Annotated in this window: 22 protein-coding genes and 4 tRNA genes; 21 read left to right on the top strand and 5 right to left on the bottom strand. The window is 56.8% G+C overall.

Going from position 1 to position 25,801, the window contains the following annotated elements; translation table 11 throughout:
- Nucleotides 1-75 precede the first annotated feature (75 nt).
- Nucleotides 76-1,050, bottom strand: coding sequence for a 1,4-dihydroxy-2-naphthoyl-CoA synthase (locus tag V5S80_RS05595; protein WP_395169784.1), 975 nt, complete (start codon nt 1,048-1,050; stop codon nt 76-78).
- 97 nt (nt 1,051-1,147) lie between these two features.
- Here V5S80_RS05595 and V5S80_RS05590 point away from each other — a divergent pair, with 97 nt between their 5' ends.
- The 16 genes from V5S80_RS05590 (at nt 1,148) to V5S80_RS05515 (ending at nt 14,936) form a co-directional block, all read left to right on the top strand.
- On the top strand, nt 1,148-2,221 hold the full coding sequence (locus tag V5S80_RS05590; protein ID WP_395169886.1) for an o-succinylbenzoate synthase: 1,074 nt from the start codon (nt 1,148-1,150) through the stop codon (nt 2,219-2,221).
- 66 nt (nt 2,222-2,287) lie between these two features.
- Nucleotides 2,288-4,276, top strand: coding sequence for a thiamine pyrophosphate-binding protein (locus V5S80_RS05585; RefSeq protein WP_395169783.1), 1,989 nt, complete (start codon nt 2,288-2,290; stop codon nt 4,274-4,276).
- A 70-nt stretch (nt 4,277-4,346) separates the two neighbouring features.
- Nucleotides 4,347-4,865, top strand: a complete 519-nt coding sequence (locus V5S80_RS05580; protein ID WP_395169782.1) for a DUF3592 domain-containing protein — start codon at nt 4,347-4,349, stop codon at nt 4,863-4,865.
- 79 nt (nt 4,866-4,944) lie between these two features.
- A complete protein-coding gene (locus V5S80_RS05575; RefSeq protein ID WP_395169781.1) occupies nt 4,945-6,126 on the top strand; it encodes a glycosyltransferase family 4 protein in 1,182 nt (393 codons plus the stop codon).
- Nucleotides 6,127-6,172: 46 nt separating this feature from the next.
- Nucleotides 6,173-6,859: a demethylmenaquinone methyltransferase gene (locus V5S80_RS05570; protein WP_395169780.1), complete on the top strand. Its 687-nt coding sequence runs from the start codon at nt 6,173-6,175 to the stop codon at nt 6,857-6,859.
- 220 nt (nt 6,860-7,079) lie between these two features.
- Complete coding sequence (locus V5S80_RS05565; protein ID WP_395169885.1) at nt 7,080-8,102, top strand: polyprenyl synthetase family protein; 1,023 nt, start codon at nt 7,080-7,082, stop codon at nt 8,100-8,102.
- Nucleotides 8,103-8,197: 95 nt separating this feature from the next.
- Nucleotides 8,198-8,279, top strand: a tRNA-Tyr gene (locus tag V5S80_RS05560).
- Between the two features lie 214 nt (nt 8,280-8,493).
- Nucleotides 8,494-8,566: transfer RNA gene (locus V5S80_RS05555), tRNA-Thr, on the top strand.
- Nucleotides 8,567-8,635: 69 nt separating this feature from the next.
- Nucleotides 8,636-8,709 (top strand) — tRNA-Met (locus V5S80_RS05550).
- A 209-nt stretch (nt 8,710-8,918) separates the two neighbouring features.
- Nucleotides 8,919-8,991 (top strand) — tRNA-Trp (locus tag V5S80_RS05545).
- 74 nt (nt 8,992-9,065) lie between these two features.
- Nucleotides 9,066-9,389 (top strand): preprotein translocase subunit SecE, encoded by a 324-nt coding sequence (gene secE, locus V5S80_RS05540; RefSeq protein WP_395169779.1) that lies wholly within the window; start codon nt 9,066-9,068, stop codon nt 9,387-9,389.
- 219 nt (nt 9,390-9,608) lie between these two features.
- The gene (gene nusG, locus V5S80_RS05535; RefSeq protein WP_395169778.1) at nt 9,609-10,655 is read left to right on the top strand and encodes a transcription termination/antitermination protein NusG; all 1,047 of its coding nucleotides are present in this window, start codon (nt 9,609-9,611) and stop codon (nt 10,653-10,655) included.
- A 244-nt stretch (nt 10,656-10,899) separates the two neighbouring features.
- Nucleotides 10,900-11,340: a 50S ribosomal protein L11 gene (gene rplK / locus V5S80_RS05530; RefSeq protein WP_395169777.1), complete on the top strand. Its 441-nt coding sequence runs from the start codon at nt 10,900-10,902 to the stop codon at nt 11,338-11,340.
- A 99-nt stretch (nt 11,341-11,439) separates the two neighbouring features.
- The gene (gene rplA / locus V5S80_RS05525) at nt 11,440-12,153 is read left to right on the top strand and encodes a 50S ribosomal protein L1 (protein ID WP_395169776.1); all 714 of its coding nucleotides are present in this window, start codon (nt 11,440-11,442) and stop codon (nt 12,151-12,153) included.
- Nucleotides 12,154-12,428: 275 nt separating this feature from the next.
- Nucleotides 12,429-13,961 carry a sodium:solute symporter gene (locus V5S80_RS05520; protein WP_395169775.1) on the top strand — a complete coding sequence of 511 codons (1,533 nt, stop codon included), beginning with the start codon at nt 12,429-12,431 and terminating at the stop codon, nt 13,959-13,961.
- Between the two features lie 57 nt (nt 13,962-14,018).
- Entirely contained in the window at nt 14,019-14,936 is a 918-nt protein-coding gene (locus V5S80_RS05515) for a dihydrodipicolinate synthase family protein (RefSeq protein WP_395169774.1), read from the top strand.
- Between the two features lie 135 nt (nt 14,937-15,071).
- Here V5S80_RS05515 and nagB read toward each other — a convergent pair whose 3' ends face one another.
- Both nagB and V5S80_RS05505 read right to left on the bottom strand, forming a co-directional pair.
- The gene (nagB, locus tag V5S80_RS05510; RefSeq protein ID WP_395169773.1) at nt 15,072-15,848 is read right to left on the bottom strand and encodes a glucosamine-6-phosphate deaminase; all 777 of its coding nucleotides are present in this window, start codon (nt 15,846-15,848) and stop codon (nt 15,072-15,074) included.
- Between the two features lie 124 nt (nt 15,849-15,972).
- Complete coding sequence (locus V5S80_RS05505; RefSeq protein ID WP_395169772.1) at nt 15,973-17,166, bottom strand: N-acetylglucosamine-6-phosphate deacetylase; 1,194 nt, start codon at nt 17,164-17,166, stop codon at nt 15,973-15,975.
- A 232-nt stretch (nt 17,167-17,398) separates the two neighbouring features.
- Here V5S80_RS05505 and V5S80_RS05500 point away from each other — a divergent pair, with 232 nt between their 5' ends.
- Both V5S80_RS05500 and V5S80_RS05495 read left to right on the top strand, forming a co-directional pair.
- Nucleotides 17,399-18,346, top strand: coding sequence for an ROK family protein (locus V5S80_RS05500; RefSeq protein WP_395169771.1), 948 nt, complete (start codon nt 17,399-17,401; stop codon nt 18,344-18,346).
- A gap of 53 nt (nt 18,347-18,399) precedes the next feature.
- Nucleotides 18,400-19,125, top strand: a complete 726-nt coding sequence (locus V5S80_RS05495) for an N-acetylmannosamine-6-phosphate 2-epimerase (protein WP_395169770.1) — start codon at nt 18,400-18,402, stop codon at nt 19,123-19,125.
- A 14-nt stretch (nt 19,126-19,139) separates the two neighbouring features.
- Here the strand turns inward: V5S80_RS05495 and V5S80_RS05490 are convergent, their stop codons facing one another.
- Together V5S80_RS05490 and V5S80_RS05485 are read right to left on the bottom strand one after the other, a co-directional pair.
- A complete protein-coding gene (locus V5S80_RS05490; protein WP_395169769.1) occupies nt 19,140-19,961 on the bottom strand; it encodes a FadR/GntR family transcriptional regulator in 822 nt (273 codons plus the stop codon).
- Between the two features lie 94 nt (nt 19,962-20,055).
- Nucleotides 20,056-20,346 carry a hypothetical protein gene (locus tag V5S80_RS05485; RefSeq protein WP_395169768.1) on the bottom strand — a complete coding sequence of 97 codons (291 nt, stop codon included), beginning with the start codon at nt 20,344-20,346 and terminating at the stop codon, nt 20,056-20,058.
- 551 nt (nt 20,347-20,897) lie between these two features.
- On the opposite strand from V5S80_RS05485, the gene rplJ reads away from it, so the two are divergent.
- The 3 genes from rplJ to V5S80_RS05470 all read left to right on the top strand — a co-directional run bounded on the left by rplJ (nt 20,898) and on the right by V5S80_RS05470 (nt 25,785).
- Complete coding sequence (gene rplJ / locus V5S80_RS05480) at nt 20,898-21,410, top strand: 50S ribosomal protein L10 (protein ID WP_395169767.1); 513 nt, start codon at nt 20,898-20,900, stop codon at nt 21,408-21,410.
- A gap of 70 nt (nt 21,411-21,480) precedes the next feature.
- On the top strand, nt 21,481-21,867 hold the full coding sequence (gene rplL, locus V5S80_RS05475) for a 50S ribosomal protein L7/L12 (protein ID WP_395169766.1): 387 nt from the start codon (nt 21,481-21,483) through the stop codon (nt 21,865-21,867).
- Between the two features lie 411 nt (nt 21,868-22,278).
- A complete protein-coding gene (locus tag V5S80_RS05470) occupies nt 22,279-25,785 on the top strand; it encodes a DNA-directed RNA polymerase subunit beta (RefSeq protein WP_395169765.1) in 3,507 nt (1,168 codons plus the stop codon).
- Nucleotides 25,786-25,801 lie beyond the last annotated feature (16 nt).

Here is a 25,801-nt window from a genome sequence, read left to right as displayed (position 1 = left end):
TCGAGCAGCCAAACTTCCGCGATGACGTTAAGATTCCGTTAACTTTGCGGGGGTGAATATCGGGGGGGTTGGGTCTCAGTAATAGTAAGGAAAATCGTCCCAGTGTGGCGCTCGCTTCTCCAAAAACGCGTTTCGCCCTTCGACAGCTTCGTCCGTCATATATGCCAGGCGTGTGGCCTCCCCAGCAAAAACCTGTTGGCCCATCAAACCATCATCGGCGAGGTTGAACGCAAATTTCAGCATGCGTTGAGCCGTCGGAGACTTTGAGTTTATCGCTCGCGCCCACTCAATGGCGACATTTTCTAGCTCAGCATGGTCGACAACCTCGTTGACCGCACCCATGCGATGCATAGTTTCTGCATCATATGTTTTGCCGAGAAAGAAAATTTCCCGCGCGAATTTCTGCCCAACCTGTTGGGCGAGATACGCGGAGCCGTAACCAGCGTCAAATGATCCGACGTCGGCATCGGTCTGTTTAAACAGGCCGTGTTCACGCGACGCCACGGTGAGATCGCACACAACGTGAAGCGAATGCCCGCCGCCGGCCGCCCACCCGTTGACCACCGCGATGACAACCTTAGGCATGGTGCGAATAAGGCGCTGAACCTCGAGAATATGGAGCCGACCTCCTTCCGCGGCGACGCGCGCCGCATCAACGCTCGACGCATCCGCGTGGTCAACGTCGGACGTATGCTCTGTGGCGTATTGGTAACCTGAGCGGCCACGGATACGCTGGTCCCCTCCGGAACAGAATGCCCAACCGCCATCTTTTGGTGACGGACCATTGCCAGTGAGCAGGATCGTCCCGACATCCGGAGTGCGACGGGCATGGTCGAGCGCCTGGTATAACTCATCGACCGTGTGGGGGCGGAACGCATTACGTACCTCTGGGCGGTCAAAAGCAATGCGGACAATGCCATCGGCACGTTCTGTACCGACGTGGCGGTGGTACGTGATATCTGTCAGGTTATCGAAGCCGGGAATGGGTGCCCACAAGTCAGGGGTGAAGGGGTGGCTGGTCGTGGACGTGGAGAAGTGCTCATCAGACATATCGATGAGGATACTGGTATGACCCACCATGCAGCCCTCCACACACGGCACCACGTTGTGATACCTCGTGACCGTTAGGGTAGAGGGCATGGTTGACATGGACGTACCCGCCAACAAGGGAGGCTCACCGAGCGTGTCTCAGCTTGTTGTGCCGTCATTGGACGACGTGTGGGAGCGGTCCCATATTGTCCGCCTGCCCATGACTACTCGTTTCCGTGGGATCATGCAGCGGGAGGTCATGCTGATTGATGGACCGAAGGGCTGGTCAGAATGGGGGGCGTTCCTGGAATATGGGCCAGCTGAGTCTGCGATGTGGTTGGCGTCGGCGTTGGAGATGGGGTGGGTGGGCCCGCCTGCACTCCCGTGTGACCGGGTGTCGGTGAACGGGACGATTCCCGCGTGCCCACCAGGTCAGGTGTCTGAACTGCTTGACCGATACCCGGGTGTGTCCACTGTCAAAGTAAAAGTGGCAGAGAAGGGGCATACTCTTCGCGACGATGAAGCCCGGCTGGCTGCTGTCCGCCGTGCACGCCCTGAGGTGGCAATTCGTATTGACGCAAATGGTGGGTGGACGGTCGACCAGGCTCATCATGCGCTACGACGCTTCCGTGCTGGTGGGCCACTGGACTACGTGGAACAGCCATGCCCTGCATTGGAGGATCTCGTCGACCTGCGGCAGCGGGTAGCTGATGATGGGCTCGATGTTCGCATTGCCGCCGATGAGTCGATCCGTCGAGCCGAGGATCCGTACCAGGCGATCCGCATGGGTGCTGTTGATGTTGCAGTGGTGAAGGCGGCGCCGCTTGGTGGTCCGCGTAATGTCGTCGCGGTCGCGGACGAAGCACGCCACCACGGGGTCGACGTGACAGTATCCTCCGCTATTGATTCCGCGGTGGGAATGTATGCAGGTTTGTGTGCGGCGGCGGCCGTGGGTAGCCAACCGGCAGGATTAGCAACGGGTGCATTGATGGCTGCCGACGTGGCAGATCCTCGCCCGATTGTTGACGGAATGATGGTTGTCGAACCCCGCATTCCCCACGATGATCTCGTAACGACGTATAGTGCCCCGGAGGAGCGAGTGCGTTGGTGGAAAGAGCGACTGACGGCAGCCTGGCCGCACCTGTCGGGATCAATGATCATGGGTGATGCTGGGTGTGGGAGTCACGGCTGAGGGGTAGGCTCCACGGCTGCCGCTGGTGGCGACGACATACTAATTAAGGTGGAAAGATCGTTCTTCATGAGTAGTTCCGGTGCAGTTCCTGCCTCGTGTATGACGGCGGCGATTATTGTCGATGAGCTTGTTCGTTGTGGCGTGCAGGACGTTGTAGTGTGCCCAGGGTCCCGGTCCGCACCGTTGGCGTTGGCGTTCTCGGAGGCGGCGTCCCGTGGGGACATTACTCTTCATATGCGGACTGATGAACGATCCGCAGCGTTCCTAGCCCTTGGTTTGGCGTCGGAGAGTGGCGGACCACGCCGCGGCGGTCTGGGTATTCCTGGAGGGCACCACGTGGTGCCGGTGGTGATGACCTCGGGGAGCGCGGTGGCGCATTGTATGCCTGCGATGGTGGAAGCACAGCTAGCGCACCTTCCGGTGATGGTGTTGTCGGCGAATCGTCCGTGGTCATTCTGGGGGACTGGGGCAAGCCAGACCGTGGACCAGCGAGAGGCATTCCGGGACATTGCGGTGCGGACAGAGGGGATTGACACCGCTACGCGGAAGAGTGATGCGTGGCATGTGATGCACCGGGAGATTCGTTCGGCTATCAACCGGGCGGTGGTTGCAGCTACCGCGGCCGGCATTCGCATGCATATGCAAGCGTGTGCGCCTGGAAGAGTGGACGCGTGTGCCCAACAGGAGCGTGGAGGGGCTGAGCCCTCCGCCATGGGCGAGGTGGGCCGTGTCGGTGTGGAACGGGCGTTTCGTGGTCCCGTACATATTGATGTTCCTTTTGAGGATCCACTGGTGACCGACGACAATGAGCAGCTCATCAAAGCTGCTCACGATGCTCACCGTTTGGGTCGCCCAGATGGTGGAAGCTGGACGCGGTTTGTTAACCATACGCAGGTGTCGTCACCTCGGGTTCTCCATATTGCGGGACATGGGGCACCGCACCATGCTGCCCTCCAGGGTGTACCCACCATTGCCGAGCCCACCGCCGCGGCACCTGATATCCAGATCCATCCGTTGGCATTGTCTCTCATAGCGCCGGATCATGTGATTGTCACTGGCCGGCCAACACTGCACCGTAGTGTCTCCACACTCTTGGCTAGACCAGATATTCCCATCACTATTATCGCTGAAAACCCTGATGATTATCCCGACGTTGCTCACATGGCAGCGCAGGTTGCGACGAGTGTGACAGTTGCCCCACAAAATACGGCTTGGGTAGTGGAATGCCAGGCGGTGGATGAGGCCGCAGCGACTGCTCTCCGTGACGTCATTCTGCTTGATGATCTCACCCAGTCCGATACCGCACATCGAATGACAGGGCTGACCGTGGCCGCAGCAGTTGCTGACTCTGTTCACGTTGGCGATGCCCTCGTGGTGGGAGCGTCGAGTCCAGTACGTGATATGTCTTTCGTTGGTGCACCGTTTGACGGTATCGACATCTATTCCAATCGCGGTGCATCGGGCATTGATGGTTTCTTATCGACGGCGATTGGTGTGGCTTTGTCACGTCAGGCTTCCGATCCCGACAGCATTCATGCCCCGAGGACGGTGGCGGTGGCGGGGGATGTGACCTTCCTTCATGAGGCGACGGGGCTGAACGTGGCGGCGTCTGAACCGCGGCCCTCGAATCTTCTCATTGTGGTCGCAAATGACCAGGGTGGAGGTATTTTTGAATCGTTAGAGCCGGGCAAGCCTGAGCTTCGTGACCACTTCGAAAGGGTGATGGCGACACATCATGAGGTCGATATTCGATCAATATGTTCGGCGTTTGGTGTGACATATTGTAAGGCTGAGACGGCAGAAGAGTTGGTCACCCTTTTGGATTTGCACGCGGAAGGACACTTGCTCAATGATGCCGATGTCGATGGCGAACACGGGTCTTACAGTAGGGATGATGATCATGCGTCTGGTAGTAGCGAGGGGGCACCTGACAACCGGGGTGTGAATACAGGGATTACGGTGATTGAAGCGGTGTGCGATCGCGCACATCGACGATGCACAGCGGAGTCGTTGGAGGGGCGTGTCGCTATCATCCACAAGCGGGGTAGACAGTGATAGGTACGCGAGAAGTGCACGGTGACTATGGAGGGTGTGACTACATGACCATCGCAGAGTGGGTTTCGCAGTGACCACGGGAGAGGCAACGGTGGGCACCGGTACTCGAGGGTGCTCCCGGGTTCGTCATGATGTCGTGTCGCACATCGATATCGTGGCTCGCCGGTGGCGACAGGTCGTCGCACTCATCGTCCTTCTTATGGGCTTGGTGTGTACGGCGATGGTGGTAGGCCCGATATACAACGACATTGTCGTGAACAAAGACAAAGAAACTGCTATCGCCACTGTTCATCATGTTGGTCCTCTCCACACTGCGATTTCGTTCCGTGATCGCTCGGGGGAATATCACTCGCCGGATAAGGGAGTCCTCTATCCTGGCGGGTTGAACGATGGGCAGAAAGTGTGGGTGGAATATTCCCGCAGTGATCCCGACACTGTTCGCGTCAAGGGACGAACATGGACATTATCCCTTCTACCTGCACTGTCAACCTTCATTGTGACAATGCTTTTGTCCACAGGTGCAATCGCAGTGATCAATCGACGCGCCGATCGCAAGAAAAATTTATACAATGGTCACCGAGATCAATGACCAGAAGAATAAAACAGTGTTTCATATCGGTAGAAATAGCCGCACTCTGGCGGGGAACTAAGGAAGAGAAAGCAGTCGAATGCGCATTGCAATTGTTGCAGAATCATTTCTTCCCAACATCAACGGCGTGACTAACTCGATTCTTCGGATCCTTGAATATTGCGACCGCCACGGGCACGATGCACTGGTCATCGCACCGGGTGCGCGTGAAGTTCAAGACGAATGTGCGGACTATATGGGGTTTCCTATTGCCCGTGTTCCCACTGTGCAAGTTCCGCTGATTGATTCACTTCCCATTGGTGTTCCCACGCCAACCGTGAAACGAGCATTACGTAAGTACAACCCCGATGTTGTGCATGTGGCTAGCCCATTTGTGTTGGGTGCCGCTGGTGCTTTTGGTGCGTCTCAGCTTGGGATTCCCACTGTCGCGGTGTATCAGACGGATGTCGCTGGCTTTGCGAATAATTACCATATGAAACCGTTGGCCTCTGCAGCATGGAAGTGGACACGAACTATACATAATGCCTGTTCGCGAACCCTTGCTCCGTCGTCGGTCACAATTAAGGAACTCCGCTTACACAAGATTCGGGACGTGCATTACTGGGCGCGGGGTGTCGATAATGAACTTTTTTCCCCGACGAAAAGGTCGGAGGCGTTGCGTCGCTCGTGGGCCCCGCAGGGGCAAAAAATTGTGGGATACGTCGGGAGGTTAGCGGCGGAGAAATCTGTACACCGTCTCGTAGCTCTCCATGATCGCGATGACATTCAACTTGTGATTACCGGGGATGGCCCGGACGGTCAGGACCTTCGTGATCTCCTTCCCCGTGCGATTTTTACTGGCGCGAGGTACGGGGAGGAGCTTGCCGAGATCTATGCCTCGCTTGATCTCTTCATTCATCCGGGTGAATATGAGACGTTTTGCCAGGCAGTGCAGGAGGCGTTGGCATCTGGTGTGCCGGCGATTGCGCCCAGAGCGGGCGGTCCGATCGACCTCATCGACGATGGGGTTGATGGTGAATTGCTTGCGGTGAGTTCGTTTGAGCGAGATTTGTCTGCAGCAGTGAGCCGTCTGCTGGCGGCGGAGGGATATCGTGATCGATGTGTTGCCGCGCGCGAGTCGGTGACCCAGCGCACGTGGGAGTGTCTTTGTGATGAACTCATTGGCCACTATAGGGCGGCTATAGAGTCCCCGATGGGGCAGGAATTCCGCCCGACGTTACTGGAACGGTGGCGGGCTGAGCACGAGCAACGGTATGCCTGACATGCTACGCGCGTGAGTGCGTTCCTTCCGGGTAGTCTGGGATCTCGTGGCTAGAGCGACGTTGGACAAGAAACCCCGTGATGTGGCGCGCATGTTTGATGCCGTCGGTAAGAAATATGATCTGACCAATACAGTTCTCACCGGAGGTATCGATACGCTGTGGCGTAAGGCGACACGGAAGAGGCTGGGTATAGCGCCGGGGGATCGCGTTTTGGATCTTGCTGCCGGTACGGGGGTGTCCACGGAGGAATTATCCAAGTCGGGTGCGTTTGTGGTGGGTTGTGATTTTTCTCTGGGCATGTTGAAGGCCGGTCGTCATCGTGATGTGCCGTTGGTAGCTGGTGATGGTTTGCATTTACCGTTCGCGGACAACACTTTTGATGCTGTGACGATTTCTTTCGGTCTGAGGAATTTCGGGGATACGAAGGCTGGCTTGGAGGAGATGGCTCGAGTGACGAAGCCGGGTGGCAGGATGACCGTGTGTGAGTTTTCCACCCCCGTTATTCCGGTGTTTTCGACACTCTACAAGGAATATTTGATGCGTTTGTTGCCGGTGGTGGCGAAGGTTGTGTCATCGGATCCTGAGTCATATGTGTATTTGGCGGAGTCTATTCGAGCATGGCCTGACCAGGGGGATTTGGCTCGAATTATTCGATCTGCTGGATGGATTGATGTGGGGTGGCGAAACGTGACGGGTGGGGTTGTGGCCCTCCACAGTGCCACCAAACCGTAAAATAGAGTGAACCCAAATCTGTGGGTGTGTTTTTGTGCGCTAGGCTAGGCACGTTGTTTGAGGCGGTTGCGAGCGTCTTCCATGTCCGTGCTTATGCGCCGTGCCCATGCTGGGTGCACACGTGTGGTGCGTGTTTGTAACTGTCGATCCATGCCCAATGAACGAGGATTGTGCGATGACCAGCGGACAGAGCAGTGCTGTGGACTCCAGCGTCGACGCCATGAGTGGCGGGTTTGCTGGCTTGAATTCCCGTAGCGTGGAATCCAGTCTTGACCTTGGCGACGACGAACTGAATTCGTTCGTTGCTGACGGGATGGAAAAATGCGAGAAGCTGCTTATCCACGAGTTGGATCAAGGTGCGTCGTTTGTGACGGACAAGATTAAGCATTTGGCATTGGCCGGGGGCAAACGTGTTCGCCCCATGTTTGCGTTGTTGGCATCTCGTTATGGTGAGAAACCGGGCTGTGATGACGTTGTTAAGGCGGCGATTGTTGTCGAGATGACGCATCTTGCCACGCTGTATCACGATGACGTGATGGATGAAGCGGAGAAGCGTCGCGGTTCTGATAGTGCGAATTTTCGGTGGAACAACTCGGTCGCTATTTTGGCGGGAGATTTTATTTTGTCCACTGCGTCGCGGTTGATGGCTTCGCTGGGTGTTCCTACGGTGAAGCACTTTTCCGAGGCTTTTGGTGATTTGGTGACGGGCCAGATGCGTGAAACTGTCGGCGCTACCTCGGGTGATGAGATCGATCATTATTTGACTGTCATTCGTGAGAAGACTGCGGTGCTTATCAGGTCCGCAGGTTTTTTGGGGGCGATGCATGCCGGGACGCCCGCGCCGATTCAGCAGGCTTTAGCGACGTTTGGGGAGCATTTGGGTATGGTGTTCCAAATTGTTGATGACATGATCGACATTTTTTCCGACTCTAGGGAATCTGGGAAGACGCCGGGCACGGATCTGCGCGAGGGTGTGCATACGCTTCCCATGCTGTATGCGATGGATGGTGATCGGCAGGAGAACCAGCGTCTTCGGGAGATGTTGCAGTCGCCATTGGCCACGGATGCTGAGGTTCAGGAAGCACTGGCGTTAATTGCTGCGACAGATGCTCGCGCTCGGACGGTAGAGAAAGCTCAGGAACATGCTGATGCGGCTGTGAGGGCGTTGGAGAGTCTTCCTGATAATTCTGCGACGGATGCGCTACGAGCCTTGTTGGCCTTCACCATGGCGCGTGTGGGGTAGTTAGGGGCGTGTGAAATACCTGCGTGGTGGCCTGATTTGTGGTGGAGGGTTGGTTTCGTAGTAGAGTATGCAGCGCGTTCAACTGCTGAATGCACGCCAGATTGCCCGAGCGGCCAAAGGGAGCGGATTGTAAATCCGTCGGCTTTGCCTACGTTGGTTCGAATCCATCATCTGGCACTTCAATACGGATTACCCCGTTGCGGCGTGATAGGTTCACGCTGCAACGGGTTTTTCGTATGGGGGTGGTCATCGTGGCCGGGGGTGGCGTGTGTGTCTGGTTTGTGGTGATGGGGGTTGTTGACTGGAGGCATGGGGAGTGACCTGCTGATTTGTGAGTTCCATTCTTGTCGGTTACATTGTGTGAGGCTTCGCAAGTTTTTAGCGAGTTATTGCCCCCTTAGCTCAGTCGGCAGAGCGTTTCCATGGTAAGGAAAAGGTCGACAGTTCGATTCTGTCAGGGGGCTCTGTTGCACCACATCCCGGTGGACTGTCGGTACTCCGGTAAGTCCTCCGGGATTATGTGTTGCGACTGTGGCGATGTAGCTCAGATGGTGAGAGCGCACGACTCATAATCGTGAGGTCGAGGGTTCGAGTCCCTCCATCGCTACTGGGAAATAGATGAGGGGTCGCCCTGACGGGTGGCCCTTTTTCTCCCATTACGCACGGCTGTCGGCAGGGGTGGCCACGGTTGCCTGAATGGGGCGCGGGGTTCTCTGCTATGGTTGGTGTGTCGCCCGGCCGGTATCTGTACCGCAGTGGGGTTCACATCGGTATCCGTTGTGGGCCTGTCTGATGTATGGTGGCGGTGGGAAGTGAAGGGGCGTGGCTCAATTGGCAGAGCAGCGGTCTCCAAAACCGCAGGTTGCAGGTTCAAGTCCTGTCGCCCCTGCAAAAACGTATTAGGCCGATTTTCGAGTAAAGTCGGCGTGTGTACATTTTTCATCTCAGTTGAGGAGAGTGCGCGTGAGCGAGGAACGAAGCTCTACTGGAGCGTTGCGTCCGTCCGGTAAACGCCAGATCACAGGATCCTCTACTGTCTCCAAATCCCGCGCTCGTACTGCGCAATCCGGTCCTGAGACCGTTGGTGGGCGTGGGAATATCTTCACCAATATTGTTGATTACTTCCGCGGCGTTGTTGCAGAAATGCAGAAGGTCATCTGGCCTACGTGGCGTCAGATGGGGATATACACCGGTGTTGTCCTCTTCTTCCTCATTGTGGTGATTGGGATTGTTGCAGGTGTGGATTTCCTCGCTGGCAAAGGTGTGGAGTGGACTCTCACGCATTAAGTCGCCAGTGCCTCTGCGTGTCGAGTGCTGAACAGCTGTGAACTGTGTGGTTCGCGAACTGATTGTGGTACGGCGCTTGAGGACGTTGGATTGATTGCGTAGTGGGTGTATAGTTTCGTATATATCGTCCCGCCAACCCGCAAGGGGAGGCGGGATTTTCTTACGATAGCTGGCAACATAATAGCTTGGCGTAACAACTTGAAGGATTGAACCTGCTTCATGAGTGACACGACGAATTCATCCACCGGGCCCGACACACCGCAGAGTGCTGCAGACTTAGCAGCTCAGGCGGCCGCTGACGTTCAAGAAGCTGCACAGAAAGCCCAGCAGCCCATGTTCTCCGCAGGCGGCGCAGGGCAGCCGGCTGCTTCTCATACTGATCAGGTGGCAGATTCTGCAGGTCAGCAAGACACTGAGGCTGATCAAGTTCACACGATGGACGCTGAAGGAGCTGTTGCCACGGAAACAGCTTCTGAAAGCGATGCGACGGTAGCTCGTCCGTCAATCACGACGGGCGCTGGTGCCGAGGCAGATGCTGCGCCGGTGAGTGAGCATGCCTCCGAGGCTGCTACTAGTTCTGAACAGGATCCGGAAGCCGCAGCGATGCAGGCGTATAAAGTGCGCTTGAGGAAATTCATGCGTGAGCTGAAGAAGCTTCCGGGCGAGTGGTATATCGTCCAGTGCTACTCCGGGTACGAAAACAAAGTGAAGACTGACCTTGAGGTTCGTGCGCAAACTTTGGGGGTTGATGAACAAATCCATGAGGTTGTCGTCCCGATTGAAGAGGAAGTCGAGGTCAAGGACGGTAAGAAGAAGATTGTTAAGCACAAGCTTCTTCCCGGGTATGTTCTCATGCGCATTGAGCTCGATGATGCCTCCTGGTCGGTTATTCGTGATACTCCTGGTATCACCAGCTTCGTCGGTAATGAGGGGCATCCGACGCCGGTGAAGATTCGTGAAGTTGCGAAGTTCTTACTCCCACCGGAGACTGCCACGCGCAAGGCTGAGAAAGAAGGCGAAGAACCAGCTGTTGTGGACGTGTCCAGCACCGGTGTGGCGGCGCCTCCGCGGCCTGCTGCAGACAAGCTCAAGGTCGATTTTGAAGTGGGCGAGGCTGTCACCGTTCTCTCTGGCCCCTTTGCTTCGGTATCTGCGACGATTTCTGAGATCGATGCCGTGAACAGCAAGTTGAAGGCTTTGGTGTCTATCTTTGGACGTGAAACCCCGGTGGAGCTGGACTTTGATCAGGTAGAGAAGATCAACTAGTTGTGGACTGACGCGATTTGGGTCGGGTGCTGCACTCCGGTAACCTGGCTCTTCGTGTGTGTCTAGGCCAGTGTGGTGCTCCATTGTGGGATTATGGCGGTGGAGCATGATTGGCTGACACGCGGTGTATTGTCATCTTTCCGGTGGCCTGGGTATCCAGGAATCCGGTCGGGCGGCTTGGCTGTTATCCCCATCCTGGTTGGGGTGGCGGCTGGGTCGTTTGGTAACAGAAAGAGGTTGAAAAATGGCTCCGAAGAAGAAGGTTTCGGGCTTCATTAAGCTGCAGATTCAGGCTGGTCAAGCTAACCCGGCTCCGCCGGTTGGCCCCGCATTGGGCGCTCATGGTGTCAACATCATGGAGTTCTGTAAAGCCTACAATGCTGCGACCGAAGATCAGCGCGGTAACGTGGTTCCAGTCGAGATCACTGTGTACGAAGACCGTTCGTTCACGTTCAAGCTGAAGACCCCGCCGGCCGCGAAGCTTCTGATGAAGGCTGCAAACATTCAGAAGGGTTCAGGCGAGCCAAACACCAGCAAAGTTGGCTCCGTTACGTGGGATCAGTGTAAGGAAATTGCACAGACCAAGATGGAAGACCTCAATGCTAATGACCTGGATATGGGTGCCCGCATCATCGCTGGTACTGCTCGCTCCATGGGCATCGAGGTGAAGGGCGCAACTGCGTAACCACGTTCCCTCCGGCATATGGAGGACGTGTCACATTGAGTGGAAGGGTCGCTTGCTGGCCCGTGACCACTATTCCAAACGTGTAAGGATTGGATTGTTATGAGCAAGAACTCGAAGGCTTACAAGGCCGCAGTGGAGAAGATCGACGCTGGTCGCATCTATGCTCCTATCGACGCAATGAAGACTGTTAAGGAGACCGCGTACACCTCCTTCGACCCGACTGTGGATGTTGCAATCCGCCTCGGTGTGGATCCCCGTAAGGCTGACCAGTTGGTTCGTGGCACCGTTTCCCTGCCCAACGGCACGGGTAAAGAGGTTCGCGTTGTCGTGTTCGCTGAGGGGCCGAATGCTACCGCTGCTGAGGAAGCTGGAGCGGACTTTGTCGGCACCGCTGAGCTTGTTGAGCGGATTCAGGGCGGCTGGACTGACTTCGACGCTGCTATTGCAACGCCAGATCAGATGGCCAAGGTCGGCCGTGTTGCTCGAGTATTGGGCCCCCGTGGTTTGATGCCGAACCCGAAGACCGGCACCGTCACCCCGGACGTCACCAAGGCTGTGAAGGAAATCAAGGGCGGTAAGATCTCCTTCCGCGTTGATAAGGCGGCTAACTTGCATGCTGTGCTGGGTAAGGCGTCATTCTCTGCGGAACAGCTCGCGGAGAATTACGGTGCGCTTATCGACGAGCTTCTTCGTGTGAAGCCATCTGCTTCTAAGGGTCGGTACCTCAAGAAGGTAACCGTCTCCTGCACCAACGGTCCGGCTGTCCCTGTGGACAACACCGTTGTGAAGAACTACACCGGTGCTGCGGAGTAATAGGGCCGAGTAGTCGCGACTGCATAGTGGCGGGGCTCGGTGTCATAGAAGACTCGAGGACCGCACGTAACCATAAGGCAGAACCACGTCATGTGGTTCTGCCTTATCGTGTTGTATGCACGTGGTGGAAGCGAACACATGGTGGTAACGGGGGTATGGTCTACCCCTCGTTATCATTGTCGGACATCAGACAGGTAGGTAGTGTGGGATCCTGATCCGCAGGTGGTCAGTCACATGTGCGGGTGGTTGATATGACGTTAGGAGCGGGGCCTCCCATGCATCAGCAATTTGGAGCACTGAACTGGCTAGCCATCGGGGTGTACACCGTCGCCATGCTGGCGGTTGGCGTGTACTTTTCGAAGCGGGCCAGTGCAAGCAGCGATGACTATTTCAAAGCCGGGGGTCGGATACCTGCCTGGGCTGCAGGTTTTTCCATCTACGCCACCACACTCTCAGCGATCACATTTATGTCGATTCCAGAGAAGGCGTATTTAACTGACTGGGCGTATTCCGTCGGAAATATTGCAATCTTCGCAATTGTCCCCATCTTGGTGCACTTCTACGTGCCTTTCTTCCGAAAGCTCGACGTCACGACAGCCTACGAGTACCTAGAGGAACGCTTTGGCGTGACTCTTCGCATTCTCGGTTCGGTCTTCTTCGTCCTATTCCATGTAGGGCGGATTGCTATCGTCATCTACTTACCGACCCTCGCTCTGACTGCAGTTAGTGATATAAACCCCTACCTGATCGCGGCACTCGTCGGCGTTGCCTGCATTATTTACACCTTCCTCGGCGGTGTCGAGGGGGTGATTTGGTCTGATGTTATTCAGGGAATCATCCTTCTCGCAGGTGCAGCCGTTGTGATTGTGGTTGCTTTGGTCAATAGCCCCGGATCGGTATCCCACACGGTGTCACAAGCCGCATCGGCAGGGAAATTCTATTCTGGTGACAACTTTTCGCTCAGTACGGTGTCGGTATCCATACCGATCATTTTCTTGGGCAGCGTGCTCAACAACGTGCAGTCGTACACGGCTAGCCAGGATGTAGTGCAGCGCTATCAGACCACCCCATCTGTTCAAGCCACGCAGCGTTCGCTATATGTCAATGGAATTCTTGCGCTCATCACGATCCCGATTTTCTATGGGATGGGCACAGTGCTCTACACCTTCTACCAGGGCAACGGTGGACTACCCGACGGGGTGAAAACCTCCGCGATCGTGCCGTACTACATCCTGACCGAACTTCCCGGCGGTGTTGCCGGCCTCATTATCGGGGGTATTTTGGCAGCTGCACAGTCCACCATTTCATCATCATTAAACTCGATCTCCGCGTGCATCACAGTAGACATTCGTAACCGGCTGATGCCCCAGCGTGGTGAAGCCTCAGTGTTGTTTAGCCGGATTGTCATTGTCACCACCGGTGTCCTCTCCACGAGCATCGCCCTGTGGCTTATTGCCTCTAATAAAGGTGAATTGTGGGACTTGTTCCTAACATTGACTGGCTTATGCGGTATCCCAATTGCTGCTGTCTTTGCGCTAGGAATCTTTACCGTGCGGGCCAACCGTTTCGGCGTCCTCGGCGGTGTGGTGCTCGGTGTACTGGCCGGCTATGCCATGGGAAAGACTGACCTGGGACCATTCGTGATTTCCATCGTCGCATTTACCGTGACACTAGTCGTGGGTTATGTCCTCTCACTTGTGGTGAACCGTACCGACCACCAATCACGAGATGACACTCTGCCGCTGACGATTCACGGAAAAAACCTCAGCTACGCACGGAAGTCCGTGCGTCACGAGCCCCAATCGTGACCCACGACCCCACCATAGATGAGTAGTCAAAAAATAAGCATTGAAGGAGATTGTTACATGACCTCGAAATTCCGCGGAGTCATCCCGCCTGTCGTCACCCCGCTAACCGATGATCGTGAGTTCGACCGCGCCAGCTTCACCACCAACATCGATCGCTTAATCGATGCTGGTGTCCATGGGTTGTTCTTCCTAGGGTCGTCCGGGGAAGTTGCTTTTTCGACGGACAGACGCCGCGACGAGATCGTAGAGGCTGCGATTGAACAGGTCAACGGACGTGTACCCGTGTTGGTTGGATGCATCGATACCGAAACTGAGCGTGTCATTGAGCACGCGCGCCGGGCTGCGGATCGTGGTGCGGATGCGATCGTTGCGACAGCACCATTCTACGCTCTCGGTGGCATGACAGAGGTTGAGCAGCATTTCCGCCTGATTCACGACGCTGTTGATGTCCCTCTATTCGCGTACGATATTCCGGTGTGCGTCCACACGAAACTACCAGGTGACCTGCTAGTTCGCCTCGGTCAAGAAGGGGTGCTGGCCGGTGTGAAAGATTCGTCGGGCGATGACGTCAGTTTCCGTTTCCTTGTCCAGGACAATAACGACGCAGGTCATCCGCTCCAGGTGCTCACCGGACACGAAGTCGTTGTTGACGGCGCCTACCTCGCGGGAGCTGACGGCTCCGTGCCTGGTTTGGCGAACGTGAATCCAGAGGTATACGTCCGACAGTGGCGAGCCTATGAGAATGGTGATTGGGATGCAGTTCGTAAGGCGCAAGACGAGGCGGCACGGTTAATGCGGATCGTGACCGTCACCAGTGGAGTGACCGGTTTCGGCGCTGGAGTTGGCGCGTTTAAAACCGCGATGAAGCTCCTTGGCGTGTGTGAGAGTAACCAGATGCCCAATCCTGTCGCCGCACTCGAGGGCGACAATGTGAGGGCAATTGAGACCGTTCTCAAGAACGTCGGGTTGCTATAGCAAAGACGTAAACGGCGAGGCATTCAGCGCGGAGGTTCACGGGGCCGCGATACCTCTGTGAACGTCGTGCGCGGACCCGCTAGACTCCACGCACACGACCACGCTCACACTATGACAGATCGACGTGAGCGAAGGTCAGTACCGTTGCCAGTCGGGTTTGTTGTGCTCGGCGAAGACATAGTACTCCTTGTGCTCTAGTTGGGTGGCGGCGGCATCGTCGATGATGACGGTGGTATGGGGATGGAGTTGTAGGACACTAGCTGGACATGATGCACTCACTGGGCCTTCGGCAAGGGCTTTGACTGCGGCGGCCTTATTCTTCCCCGTTGCAAGGAGGAGGAGGTGGCGAGCTTGTTGGATTGTTCCCAATCCTTGTGTGAGCACATGCCGTGGGACATCGTCTTCACTGTCGAAGAAACGCGCATTGTCACTCACCGTTTGCGGGTGCAGGGTCTTCAGACGCGTGGGTGAGTTCAGCGAACTACCCGGCTCGTTGAATCCGATGTGCCCGTCCGTGCCAACCCCGAGAATCTGAATGTCGATGCCGCCGGCATTGCGGATTCGTTCGTCATAGGCATGGCCGGCTTCGTCGAGATTGTCTGCGAGGCCGTCCGGGGAGAATACAGACTCGTCACTAATGTCAATGTGCTCGGTGAATTCACGCCGGATTGTCCGGTAGTAGGACTGCTCATGATCACGGGGGAGACCAACGTATTCATCGAGGAGGAACGCTTGGTTCTGGGCAAAGGATAGGCCAGATTCGTCATGACGACGAATCAATTCTTGGTACGTTCCCAGCGGAGTTGAACCAGTCGCAAGACCGAGAGTGGCGCCGTCGGTGACGTAGGGCTCGAGGATATCGGCGGCGTGACGGCTGACATCGTCAGCGGTGGCGCGGATGACAATTTCCATGGTGGTTCCAGTGTTCCTTTTCTATCGTGAGTCCTCGATATATTCGAGGGATTCAATTTTGTGCCGTGGATTCATTGTTGTCCCTGGTAATAAGGGTGTCTTTTTGCCCAGCAGGCCGTGAGGTCTACACCTTGTGCCCGCCGATGTAGACCTCACGAAGATCAAAGTCGGGGCCCATGATGATGAAATCCGCGGGGGCATTGGCAGTGATACGGCCCGACATACACGACGATCCCATCACAGATGATGAGGGACCGTCCCCCAGCAGAACACGTCCAGCCGTCGCGCTCGTGAACCGCACAGCAGCAACGGGGTCGAGTCCACGTCGCACCGCACGCACAAACTGGTCGAACAGTGTTGACGTCCCCCCGGCGATGGCCCCGGCAGAACCGTCCTGCGTCGTCAACCGAGCAACACCACCATCCACCGTCACTGACAACGCTCCCAACACATATGATCCGTCGGGCTTCCCCGCAGCCTCCATCGCATCAGTAATGAAGAACGCCGACTCAGGTACTGCGTCAGTCACCATGCCCACGGTACCGTCGTGAAGGTGAACCCCGTCGGCAATGAGCTCAACGAATACCCGACCAGGAAACTTTTTCGCCGCTGCGATCATCGCGGCTGCCGCCCCAGGCGCCCGGTGATGCAACGGCGGCATCGCATTAAACAGATGTGTCGCCGTGACTGTGATGGTGCGGTCCACAGCCATCTCAACGAACGCCATCGTGGTGTCGTAATCGGCGTCGGTGTGGCCAATGGACACGATGATGTTATGGTCAGCGCACACCGCCAGGCAGTCCTGAGCACCCGGGCTTTCCGGAGCCAACGTGATTTGCCGAACCAAGCCGGGATGACGCGACACGACGCGGGCGAACATTCCAGCATCCGCAGGAATAATTCGGTCCGGGTTCTGGGCCCCGCACCGATGAACATTGACAAACGGCCCCTCCAGATGCACCCCCGCGATGAGGCCCTCATCGGCCAGCGGCGTGAGCACATCCAACTGGTGAACAATGTCCTGCTCATTGGCACTCACCAAACTTGCCAGCAACGTTGACGTACCATGCCGACGATGAAACAACGCAGCCCGACGACAACTGTTCTCATCACCTGTCGGAAACGCCCCACCATCCCCACCATGGTTATGAAGATCAACGAAACCAGGCACGACTATCGGCACTGACGCCACAGGCAGCGTTGAGGGCAGCGGCGTCACCGACGAAATACATGACCCTTTCACCTCGATGCGCGCATAGTCAATGATGCCAGCGGTGTCGATCACTCGACCGGTAATCGTAAAATCAGGATGACTCATAGCCCTCAATGCTCCTAACATGGGTGTGCGACCGTGCGCCGATGTGCACGACAGGGGTCTCCCGCACCCGCTGGTGGGTACACATCGTCGCTCGTCACAACTATTGTGACTGCTAGTATAGGTTGTATGACATCCGACATGCGCGGCCTATCCCTCTACGCGATCCCACAACTACACACTGACACACTGGCTGAAAAAATACTCGCGACAGCACACGAAGGGGCACAACGCTGTGGCCATCACACTCGCAATAGACATTGGCGGCACCAAGATCGCCTGGGGGCTCATCGACGACAACTCCCCACAGGCCGTCCTCACCCACGGACGCGTTCCCAGCCAACCCCCAGGGGCAACAACCGCCGACCAGGTGGAAAACGCAGTAAAAAACGCGCTCACGGCAGCGTCGAAAACAGGACTGTCCATCGACAGAATCGGAGTCGCCTCAGCCGGTGTAATCGACACTGACACATCCACAGTCTCCCGCGCCGGGCTCACCATGCCAGGCTGGGAAGGCACGAACATCGCCGCCCTCATCAATCACCATACGGATGCCCCGGTATTCGCCCATAACGACGTCCGAGTATGGGCGTGTGGTGAACACGCACTGTACTGGCATGACAAGTATCCTCAGGCGCGCCTGCTCTACACCACCCTCGGAACAGGCGTCGGCGGCGCTTTTGTTGTCGACAATGACCTCGTTGGTGGCCACCGCCACACTGCAGGCGAAATATCCGAACTATTTTGCCCACGCTACGGTGGCACCGCCGCCCGGTGTGAAGATGTCGCATCGGGGCCGGGACTCGTCGCAACGTACCGTGCAGCGGTCGCGAGCGATGACCCATCAGCAACGACCCCCACCGCATCACATCCATCCACCGTGACAGACCTGCTGCAACTGGAACAACACGGGGATCCCTTGGCAGCGGAGGTTCTCGACCACAATCTTCGCGGCTTTGGTCAGATGCTGGGATCTCTTGCGATGGCGCTTGACCTGGACGCCATTATCCTCGGCGGCGGTGTCATCAGCCTAGGGGAAGGGATTACGCAACGGATTACCAACGGAGTACGCACACACCTGCCCTACCGCATCCGCCCCTGTGCCCTCCACACAGGCGCTCTCCACGAGGGGCCTCTCGTCGCAGCCGCGATGTATGCCCGAATGCAGCACGCACAATCATAAGTCGAAGCCTCCCACCGTGGCCTCACCCACAACTTTCACTGAAAGAGCCCATCATGCCGTTTTCATTCTCTACATCAACCATCACTGAACAGCACAACGAGCTCCGCTCGATAATCTCTGGCGAGGTTATCGTCTCCGCTCAAGCCCCAAATGGTCACCCCCTGCGAGATACCCCGACATTGACCCGCATCGCCAAGGCCTGCGTCGATGCCGGAACACCTGCCATCCGCTGCGGAGGGTACGGCGGACTCGACGACATCACCTCCATCGCCCACGCCATCGACGTTCCCATCTTCGGACTCACGAAAGAAGGTGACACCGGGGTCTACATCACACCAACGGTCGCCTCTGTTACAGCCGTCGCCCACGCCGGCGCTGCAATCGTGTGCGCCGATGTTACCGGGCGTCAACGCCCCGACGGATCAACCACACATGACCTGGTGGAGGCTGCACACGCATCCGGCGCCTTGTTCATGGCAGACTGTGATACCGCCGCCAACGGAATAGAGGCCTACACAGCAGGGGCGGACATCGTGTCCTCCACGCTTGCCGGTTACACTCCAGCTACCGAGCACCTCGATGGGCCCGACCTTGACTTCATCTCCACCGTTCGCAACGAAGTAGGGGAGGAACCACTTCTCATCGCCGAGGGGCGCTACCACTCACCTGACGCCGTGAAAGATGCACTGCACCGTGGGGCGAACGCGGTCATTATTGGCTCTGCCATTACAGACCCACGCTGGATCACAGGCTTCTACCTCAGTGAAATTCGTCGATAACACCCCGCGGTGCGCTACCGTTCCCCCAGAGCCTCACGGAGGGGTGCGTAGTGTTCTACGACGGCGCGCCGGTATGCTTCCTCGTCCCCCGCAACAATAGCGTCAACAAGCTTTTGGTGGGCATTGACTGTGTGCTCCAAATTATCCCTCGTCGTCACACGTAGCTGCGGGATAGCCACCATATGTACCCGCCATAGCGCCGCCGACAACTCGCGGATCAACCCATTTCCAGTCACCGACAAGAGATGGTCATGGAACAGAGAATCAGGCTCCATAAACGGCTCATTGCGCGTCACAGCGTCCTTCATCTGGTCAATAAGACCTTCCAAGAAAGCGCGGTCAACATCATCGCGATGCATGATCACATCGCCAGCCGTCTGCAGATCCAACGCCTGTCGTGTATCAACCACGTCAATCAGGCGATCTCGTGCATGATCAGTATCAAGGGTGATCCGTAACGTGAGCCCATTAACCAGAGGCTCAAGGGACATATCGGCGACGAACGTGCCAAAGCCACGTCGAACCTCAAGGATATCCAGGCTCACGAGAGTCCGGATAGCTTCACGCACTGACGAGCGCGACAGCTGGAGTGCCTCTACAATGGTCAGTTCGCTGGGGAGGGCATCGCCAACCTTGAGATGATTATCTCGGATGTAGTCAACGATTGCCTGCATTGCCACATCAGTAGCCGAACGCAACCCCGGAGCAACCATAGCCCTCTGGCCGTTGGTCGCGGTCAGAGGGCGTGATGCGGGTAAATCTTTGTCAATCACAGTGAAACTGACTGCTCCTTCAGGATCAGGACCGGGCACACGCAGGCCCGGACGATGCGTCATGCCGTCGTGAACGCATTAGGATAATCATGCCGAGCTAGTGGCAGGATCACACTGGGCCATCCTGTCATTGTGTAGCAGATTGCCGGCACATGGTTTAAAGGTGGCGGCTGATCTGCTCAATAAGATTCTGTGTGAAATCCTTCGGCTGTGATTTCACGAAAAACGTGCCATTTGAGGTCTTAGCAACAGTATCTCCGCCGCGCACAGTGGAGCCATCCGGGAGTTGACACTCGATATAGTCAAAGGTCTCCCTGGTCGGCTTGACATAGACGCCGCCAGACATCCACTCCTCAAGTGCTCTTTTACTGGTGCTGGAGCCACTGTGAACGTGCTCCTCAATGATGTCACCGTTCGTTTTATCAGCAGGAGGGGGAGAGACGATCATGGATACTCTTTCGCAAAGACGAGTGATTCAACAGATGCGTGACACATCGTACCGTCCAGGCTGGATGACGCCTCCAGGCAACGACGTCGACACAATAATGGACATCTAGTGGTGTGTCCCACTATAGACGCCGACGACACACACCCCGTCGTTCTTCATTGACGCACCCATGGTGTCGCAGTGTGAGCAACGTGAGCATGGTTGAGTGTGCCGTCTTCTCGTCTGATTTTGGATTTGTGCATGACGGTGTGTAACCTCCACGGAGGAACTTTAGGATAGTTCACGTTTCACCAATGACCGTCGGTCCTCAGAGTGATCTGAGCGAAGCGCCGCTCAACCGAGCGACGGCCCACGCAGGAGACAACGCGAAAGAATCCTCACCATTGCCCATCCGCTCGTAACGATGCAGTACATCGCTGCGAGTGCCAATAATGGCTTCCAGAAGTCATGAGCGAATGGTGACAGACTTGCGCGCCCCGCCTCCTGTGCGGGGCGTTACTCGTTGGGCCTCCCCGGCGGTGAAACTTACCGAAGGAAGGAGGCGAGAGTACATGGCCAATCCGAAGAACACAGCAGCTGTCAAGGAATTGACTGCACGTTTCCAGAACACGAGCACCGCAATTCTTACCGAATACCGTGGTCTGTCCGTTACCGAAATGACGGAACTGCGTAAGGAACTTGGCGCTGACGTTGAATACTCCGTCGCCAAGAACACCATGATCAAGCTCGCCGCTCGCGAAGCTGGCGTTGAAGGTCTGGACGAAGAACTTCTCAACGGCCCCACCGCCATTGCATTCGTTCAAGGCGAAGCTGTTGATGTCGCCAAGACGATGAAGAAGTTCAGCGCCGATCACGACGCTTTCGTGGTGAAAGGCGGAACAATGGATGGCTCAGCCCTCACGGCTGAGCAGGTCCAGCAGCTCGCGGATATGGATAACCGCGAAACCACGCTGTCCAAGATTGCCGGTGGATTCAATGGCGTCCTGGCCAACGTTGCGTCCTTGCTGGGCGCACCCCAATCCGAGATGGCTCGCCTGGCTGCGGCCCTCGAGGAGAAGAAGTAAACACTGTCGGTTCACCGCCGACAGGCGGGTACGGAACCTCCTACACGACGCGTAGAAAGGAAGCCACATCATGGCTAAGTTCACCAACGAAGAGCTCATCGATGCTTTCAAAGAAATGACCCTCGTTGAGCTCACCGAGTTCAAGAACCTCTTCGAAGAGACCTTCGATGTCACCGCTGCTGCTCCGGTTGCTGTTGCTGCTGCAGGCGCTGCTGGTGGCGAAGCTGCTGCTGAAGAAGAGAAGGATGAGTTTGACGTCGTTCTCGAGGACGCCGGCGCCAAGAAGATCGGCGTTATTAAGGTTGTCCGCGAGATCGTCTCCGGGCTGGGGCTGAAGGAAGCTAAGGACCTCGTTGAGTCTGCTCCGAAGGCTATCCTCGAAGGTGCTTCCAAGGATGACGCTGAGGCTGCCAAGGCTAAGCTGGAAGAGGCTGGCGCCAAGATCACCCTCAAGTAATTCAGGGTCATGGCTTGCGCTCACAATTCCTCACTTCCTCCGGGTATGAGGGATAGCTAGTGAGTGTGTTTCGTCAACAAAGGGGGCCTCCCACGATGGGAGGCCCCCTTTGTTGTGTATCCACTCATGGCCGCTGGTGGCTAGGTCTGAACCAGGAGGACGGGTGATCATTCGTTCCTACCTATGAGTAGCTAAGAACCGTTAGACAATGTGCGTACGGTGGTATAAAATGGTCCGTTGCGCTGGATCCCCGTGCGAAGATTTCTCTTGAGGCCTTGTACCAAATCCTTGAAAATAGGACTTGACAAGGTCCTTTAGTGATATCCAACCGCGGATGATCCGCTTTTTGGAAGAAGACACTCACTCTTTTCACGCAGGCAAACCATAGCGAGCACGGTCACCCCGCGTGAGGTGCTGGAAGGACCCATCTTGGCAGTCTCCCGCCAGACCAGTTTAACGTCCGGAATCCCCGGCGCGACGAAACGCTACTCGTTCGCGAAGATTAAAGAGCCGATCGAGGTTCCAGGCCTCCTCGATCTGCAGCGCGACTCGTTCGCGTGGCTTATTGGCGCACCCGAATGGCGCGCTAAGAAGCAGGCTGAGTCCGACGAAGGGACGCGTATCACCAGCGGCCTGGAGGACATCCTCGAGGAGTTGTCGCCGATTGAAGACTACTCCGGCAACATGTCCCTTACCCTGTCCGAACCCCGCTTCGACGATGTGAAGAACACGATCGACGAGGCCAAAGATAAGGACATTAACTATTCTGCGCCGTTGTATGTGACGGCGGAGTTCACCAACGCCACCTCGGGCGAAATTAAGAGCCAGACCGTCTTCATCGGTGATTTCCCCATGATGACGGAAAAGGGCACGTTCATCATTAACGGCACTGAGCGTGTGATCGTGTCCCAACTGGTGCGTTCGCCGGGTGTGTACTTCGACGAGTCGATTGATAAGTCAACGGAGCGTCCGCTGCACTCAGTGAAGGTCATTCCTTCCCGTGGCGCATGGTTGGAGTTTGACGTCGATAAGCGTGACACCGTGGGTGTACGCATCGACCGTAAACGCCGGCAGCCTGTCACAGTGCTGTTGAAAGCACTCGGCCTGTCGACGCAGGACATTACAGATCGTTTCGGTTTCTCCGAAATCATGATGTCCACCCTGGAGAACGACGGTGTTGCTAACACCGACGAAGCCCTTCTCGAGATTTACCGCAAGCAGCGTCCGGGAGAATCCCCCACACGCGACTCTGCGCAGGCATTGCTGGATAACAGCTTCTTTAACCCCAAGCGCTACGACCTCGCGAAGGTCGGCCGCTATAAAGTGAACCGCAAACTCGGTCTAGGTGAGGGCTCCACGACGGGCCTGCACACCCTCACTGAGGAAGACATTCTCACCACCATCGAGTACCTGGTACGCCTGCACTCCGGTGAGCGCACCATGGAATCACCGGACGGCACCGAGTTGCTGATCTCGACAGATGACATTGACCACTTCGGCAACCGTCGTCTCCGTACTGTTGGTGAGCTGGTTCAGAACCAGGTTCGCGTTGGCCTCTCCCGCATGGAGCGCGTTGTGCGCGAGCGCATGACGACTCAGGACGCAGAGTCCATCACACCCACGTCGCTGATTAACGTGCGCCCAGTATCCGCAGCGATCCGTGAGTTCTTCGGCACGTCACAGTTGTCGCAGTTCATGGACCAGAACAACTCGCTGTCGGGCTTGACGCACAAGCGTCGTCTCTCTGCACTGGGCCCCGGTGGCCTGTCCCGTGAACGCGCTGGCCTCGACGTCCGCGACGTTCACGCGTCCCACTACGGCCGCATGTGCCCCATTGAGACGCCTGAAGGCCCGAACATCGGCCTCATCGGTTCCCTGGCCTCCTATGCCCGCGTGAACCCATTCGGTTTCATTGAAACCCCGTACCGTCGCGTCGAGAATGGGCGCGCCACCGACGTGGTCGACTACCTCACCGCTGACGAGGAAGATCGCCACATCGTTGCCCAGGCGAACACGAAGATGGACGCTGACGGCACCTTCATCGAAGACACCATTGAGGTCCGTATGAAGGGCGGCAACGTCGAAGTTGTCCCGGCAACTGAGGTGGACTACATCGATGTCTCCCCACGTCAGATGGTGTCCGTGGCGACCGCCATGATTCCATTCCTCGAACACGACGATGCCAACCGTGCCCTCATGGGTGCGAACATGCAGCGTCAAGCGGTACCGCTACTGCGCAGCGAAGCGCCATTCGTGGGAACAGGTATGGAACTGCGTGCCGCCCACGATGCCGGCGATGTCGTCATCGCACGACGCTCCGGTGTTGTGGAGACCGTCTGTGCAGACTTCATCACCACCCTTGGCGATGATGGACACCGTGACACCTTCCTCCTCCGCAAATTCGAACGCACTAACCAGGGCACCTGCTACAACCAAAAGCCTCTGGTTGTTGCCGGTGATCGCGTTGAAGAAGGCCAAGCCCTAGCCGACGGTCCCGGTACCGAAAACGGTGAAATGGCCCTCGGGCGTAACCTCCTCGTGGCATTCATGCCGTGGGAAGGCCACAACTACGAGGACGCCATCATCCTTAACCAACGGATCGTCGAGGAAGATGTCCTCACCTCAATTCACATTGAGGAGCACGAAATCGACGCCCGCGACACGAAGCTCGGCCCCGAGGAAATCACCCGCGACATCCCGAACGCCTCAGAAGACGTTCTCGCGGATCTTGACGACCGCGGCATCGTCCGTATCGGCGCTGACGTTCGTGACGGTGACATCCTAGTCGGCAAGGTCACCCCGAAGGGTGAAACTGAACTCACACCGGAAGAGCGCCTCCTCCGCGCCATCTTCGGGGAAAAGGCACGCGAAGTCCGTGACACCTCCATGAAGGTTCCCCACGGCGAGACCGGTAAAGTCATTGGCGTTCGCGTCTTCTCCCGTGAAGATGACGACGACCTCGCACCGGGCGTCAACCAAATGGTTCGTGTCTATGTCGCCCAGAAACGCAAGATCCAGGACGGTGACAAGCTGTCTGGCCGTCACGGCAACAAGGGTGTCGTCGGCAAGATCCTGCCCGCCGAAGACATGCCGTTCCTCCCGGACGGCACCCCGGTTGACATCATCCTGAACACCCACGGTGTTCCGCGCCGTATGAACATCGGCCAGGTTCTGGAAGTTCACCTCGGTATGCTGGCGAAATCCGGCTGGAAGATCGACCCAGAGTCACAAGATCCCGCGGTCAAAGCCATGCTGGAAACCTTGCCGGAGGACCTCTATGACGTTCCTGCGGATTCTCGCGTCGCCACCCCGGTGTTCGACGGCGCGACCAACGAGGAACTCTCCGGCCTGATGCGCTCCTCGCGGCCAAACCGCGACGGTGATCAGATGGTCAATGAATTCGGCAAGTCTACCCTCATCGATGGCCGCACTGGGGAACCTTTCCAGCAGCCCATCTCCGTTGGCTACATGTACATGCTGAAACTGCACCACCTGGTTGACGAAAAGATTCACGCCCGCTCCACCGGCCCATATTCCATGATCACCCAGCAGCCGCTAGGTGGTAAGGCGCAGTTCGGTGGCCAGCGCTTCGGCGAGATGGAGGTGTGGGCCATGCAAGCCTATGGCGCCGCCTACACCCTTCAGGAGCTCCTGACCATCAAGTCGGATGACGTCGTCGGTCGTGTCAAGGTTTATGAAGCCATCGTGAAAGGCGACAACATCCCCGATCCGGGTATTCCGGAATCGTTCAAGGTGTTGCTCAAAGAGCTCCAGTCTTTGTGCCTCAACGTTGAGGTTCTCTCCGCCGACGGAACCCCGGTTGACCTGGGAGCCGACGATGACGACCTTGATCAAGCGAACGCATCCTTGGGTATCAACCTCTCCCGCGACGAGCGTTTCGACGCTGACGCGGTGTAGGGACCTCCCAACTAGT

Origin of the sequence: Corynebacterium sp. PCR 32, from assembly GCF_037464985.1 — a bacterium.
GTDB classification, from domain to species: Bacteria; Actinomycetota; Actinomycetes; order Mycobacteriales; family Mycobacteriaceae; genus Corynebacterium; species Corynebacterium kroppenstedtii_D.
Note: the sequence above shows the minus strand (reverse complement) of the source record. Positions and strands in the feature narration are given on the sequence as shown.

What these genes read in the sequence shown, in the direction of transcription:
- nusG (WP_395169778.1), top strand. Translation starts at nt 9,609, where the DNA reads ATGAGTGACACGACGAATTCATCCACCGGGCCCGACACACCGCAGAGT.
- V5S80_RS05575 (WP_395169781.1), top strand. Translation starts at nt 4,945, where the DNA reads ATGCGCATTGCAATTGTTGCAGAATCATTTCTTCCCAACATCAACGGC.
- V5S80_RS05485 (WP_395169768.1), bottom strand. Translation starts at nt 20,346, where the DNA reads ATGATCGTCTCTCCCCCTCCTGCTGATAAAACGAACGGTGACATCATT.
- V5S80_RS05495 (WP_395169770.1), top strand. Translation starts at nt 18,400, where the DNA reads ATGCCGTTTTCATTCTCTACATCAACCATCACTGAACAGCACAACGAG.
- V5S80_RS05520 (WP_395169775.1), top strand. Translation starts at nt 12,429, where the DNA reads ATGCATCAGCAATTTGGAGCACTGAACTGGCTAGCCATCGGGGTGTAC.
- rplL (WP_395169766.1), top strand. Translation starts at nt 21,481, where the DNA reads ATGGCTAAGTTCACCAACGAAGAGCTCATCGATGCTTTCAAAGAAATG.
- nagB (WP_395169773.1), bottom strand. Translation starts at nt 15,848, where the DNA reads ATGGAAATTGTCATCCGCGCCACCGCTGACGATGTCAGCCGTCACGCC.
- rplA (WP_395169776.1), top strand. Translation starts at nt 11,440, where the DNA reads ATGAGCAAGAACTCGAAGGCTTACAAGGCCGCAGTGGAGAAGATCGAC.
- V5S80_RS05505 (WP_395169772.1), bottom strand. Translation starts at nt 17,166, where the DNA reads ATGAGTCATCCTGATTTTACGATTACCGGTCGAGTGATCGACACCGCT.
- V5S80_RS05585 (WP_395169783.1), top strand. Translation starts at nt 2,288, where the DNA reads ATGAGTAGTTCCGGTGCAGTTCCTGCCTCGTGTATGACGGCGGCGATT.
- V5S80_RS05515 (WP_395169774.1), top strand. Translation starts at nt 14,019, where the DNA reads ATGACCTCGAAATTCCGCGGAGTCATCCCGCCTGTCGTCACCCCGCTA.
- V5S80_RS05590 (WP_395169886.1), top strand. Translation starts at nt 1,148, where the DNA reads ATGGACGTACCCGCCAACAAGGGAGGCTCACCGAGCGTGTCTCAGCTT.
- V5S80_RS05565 (WP_395169885.1), top strand. Translation starts at nt 7,080, where the DNA reads ATGAGTGGCGGGTTTGCTGGCTTGAATTCCCGTAGCGTGGAATCCAGT.
- V5S80_RS05595 (WP_395169784.1), bottom strand. Translation starts at nt 1,050, where the DNA reads ATGTCTGATGAGCACTTCTCCACGTCCACGACCAGCCACCCCTTCACC.
- rplK (WP_395169777.1), top strand. Translation starts at nt 10,900, where the DNA reads ATGGCTCCGAAGAAGAAGGTTTCGGGCTTCATTAAGCTGCAGATTCAG.
- rplJ (WP_395169767.1), top strand. Translation starts at nt 20,898, where the DNA reads ATGGCCAATCCGAAGAACACAGCAGCTGTCAAGGAATTGACTGCACGT.
- V5S80_RS05490 (WP_395169769.1), bottom strand. Translation starts at nt 19,961, where the DNA reads ATGACGCATCGTCCGGGCCTGCGTGTGCCCGGTCCTGATCCTGAAGGA.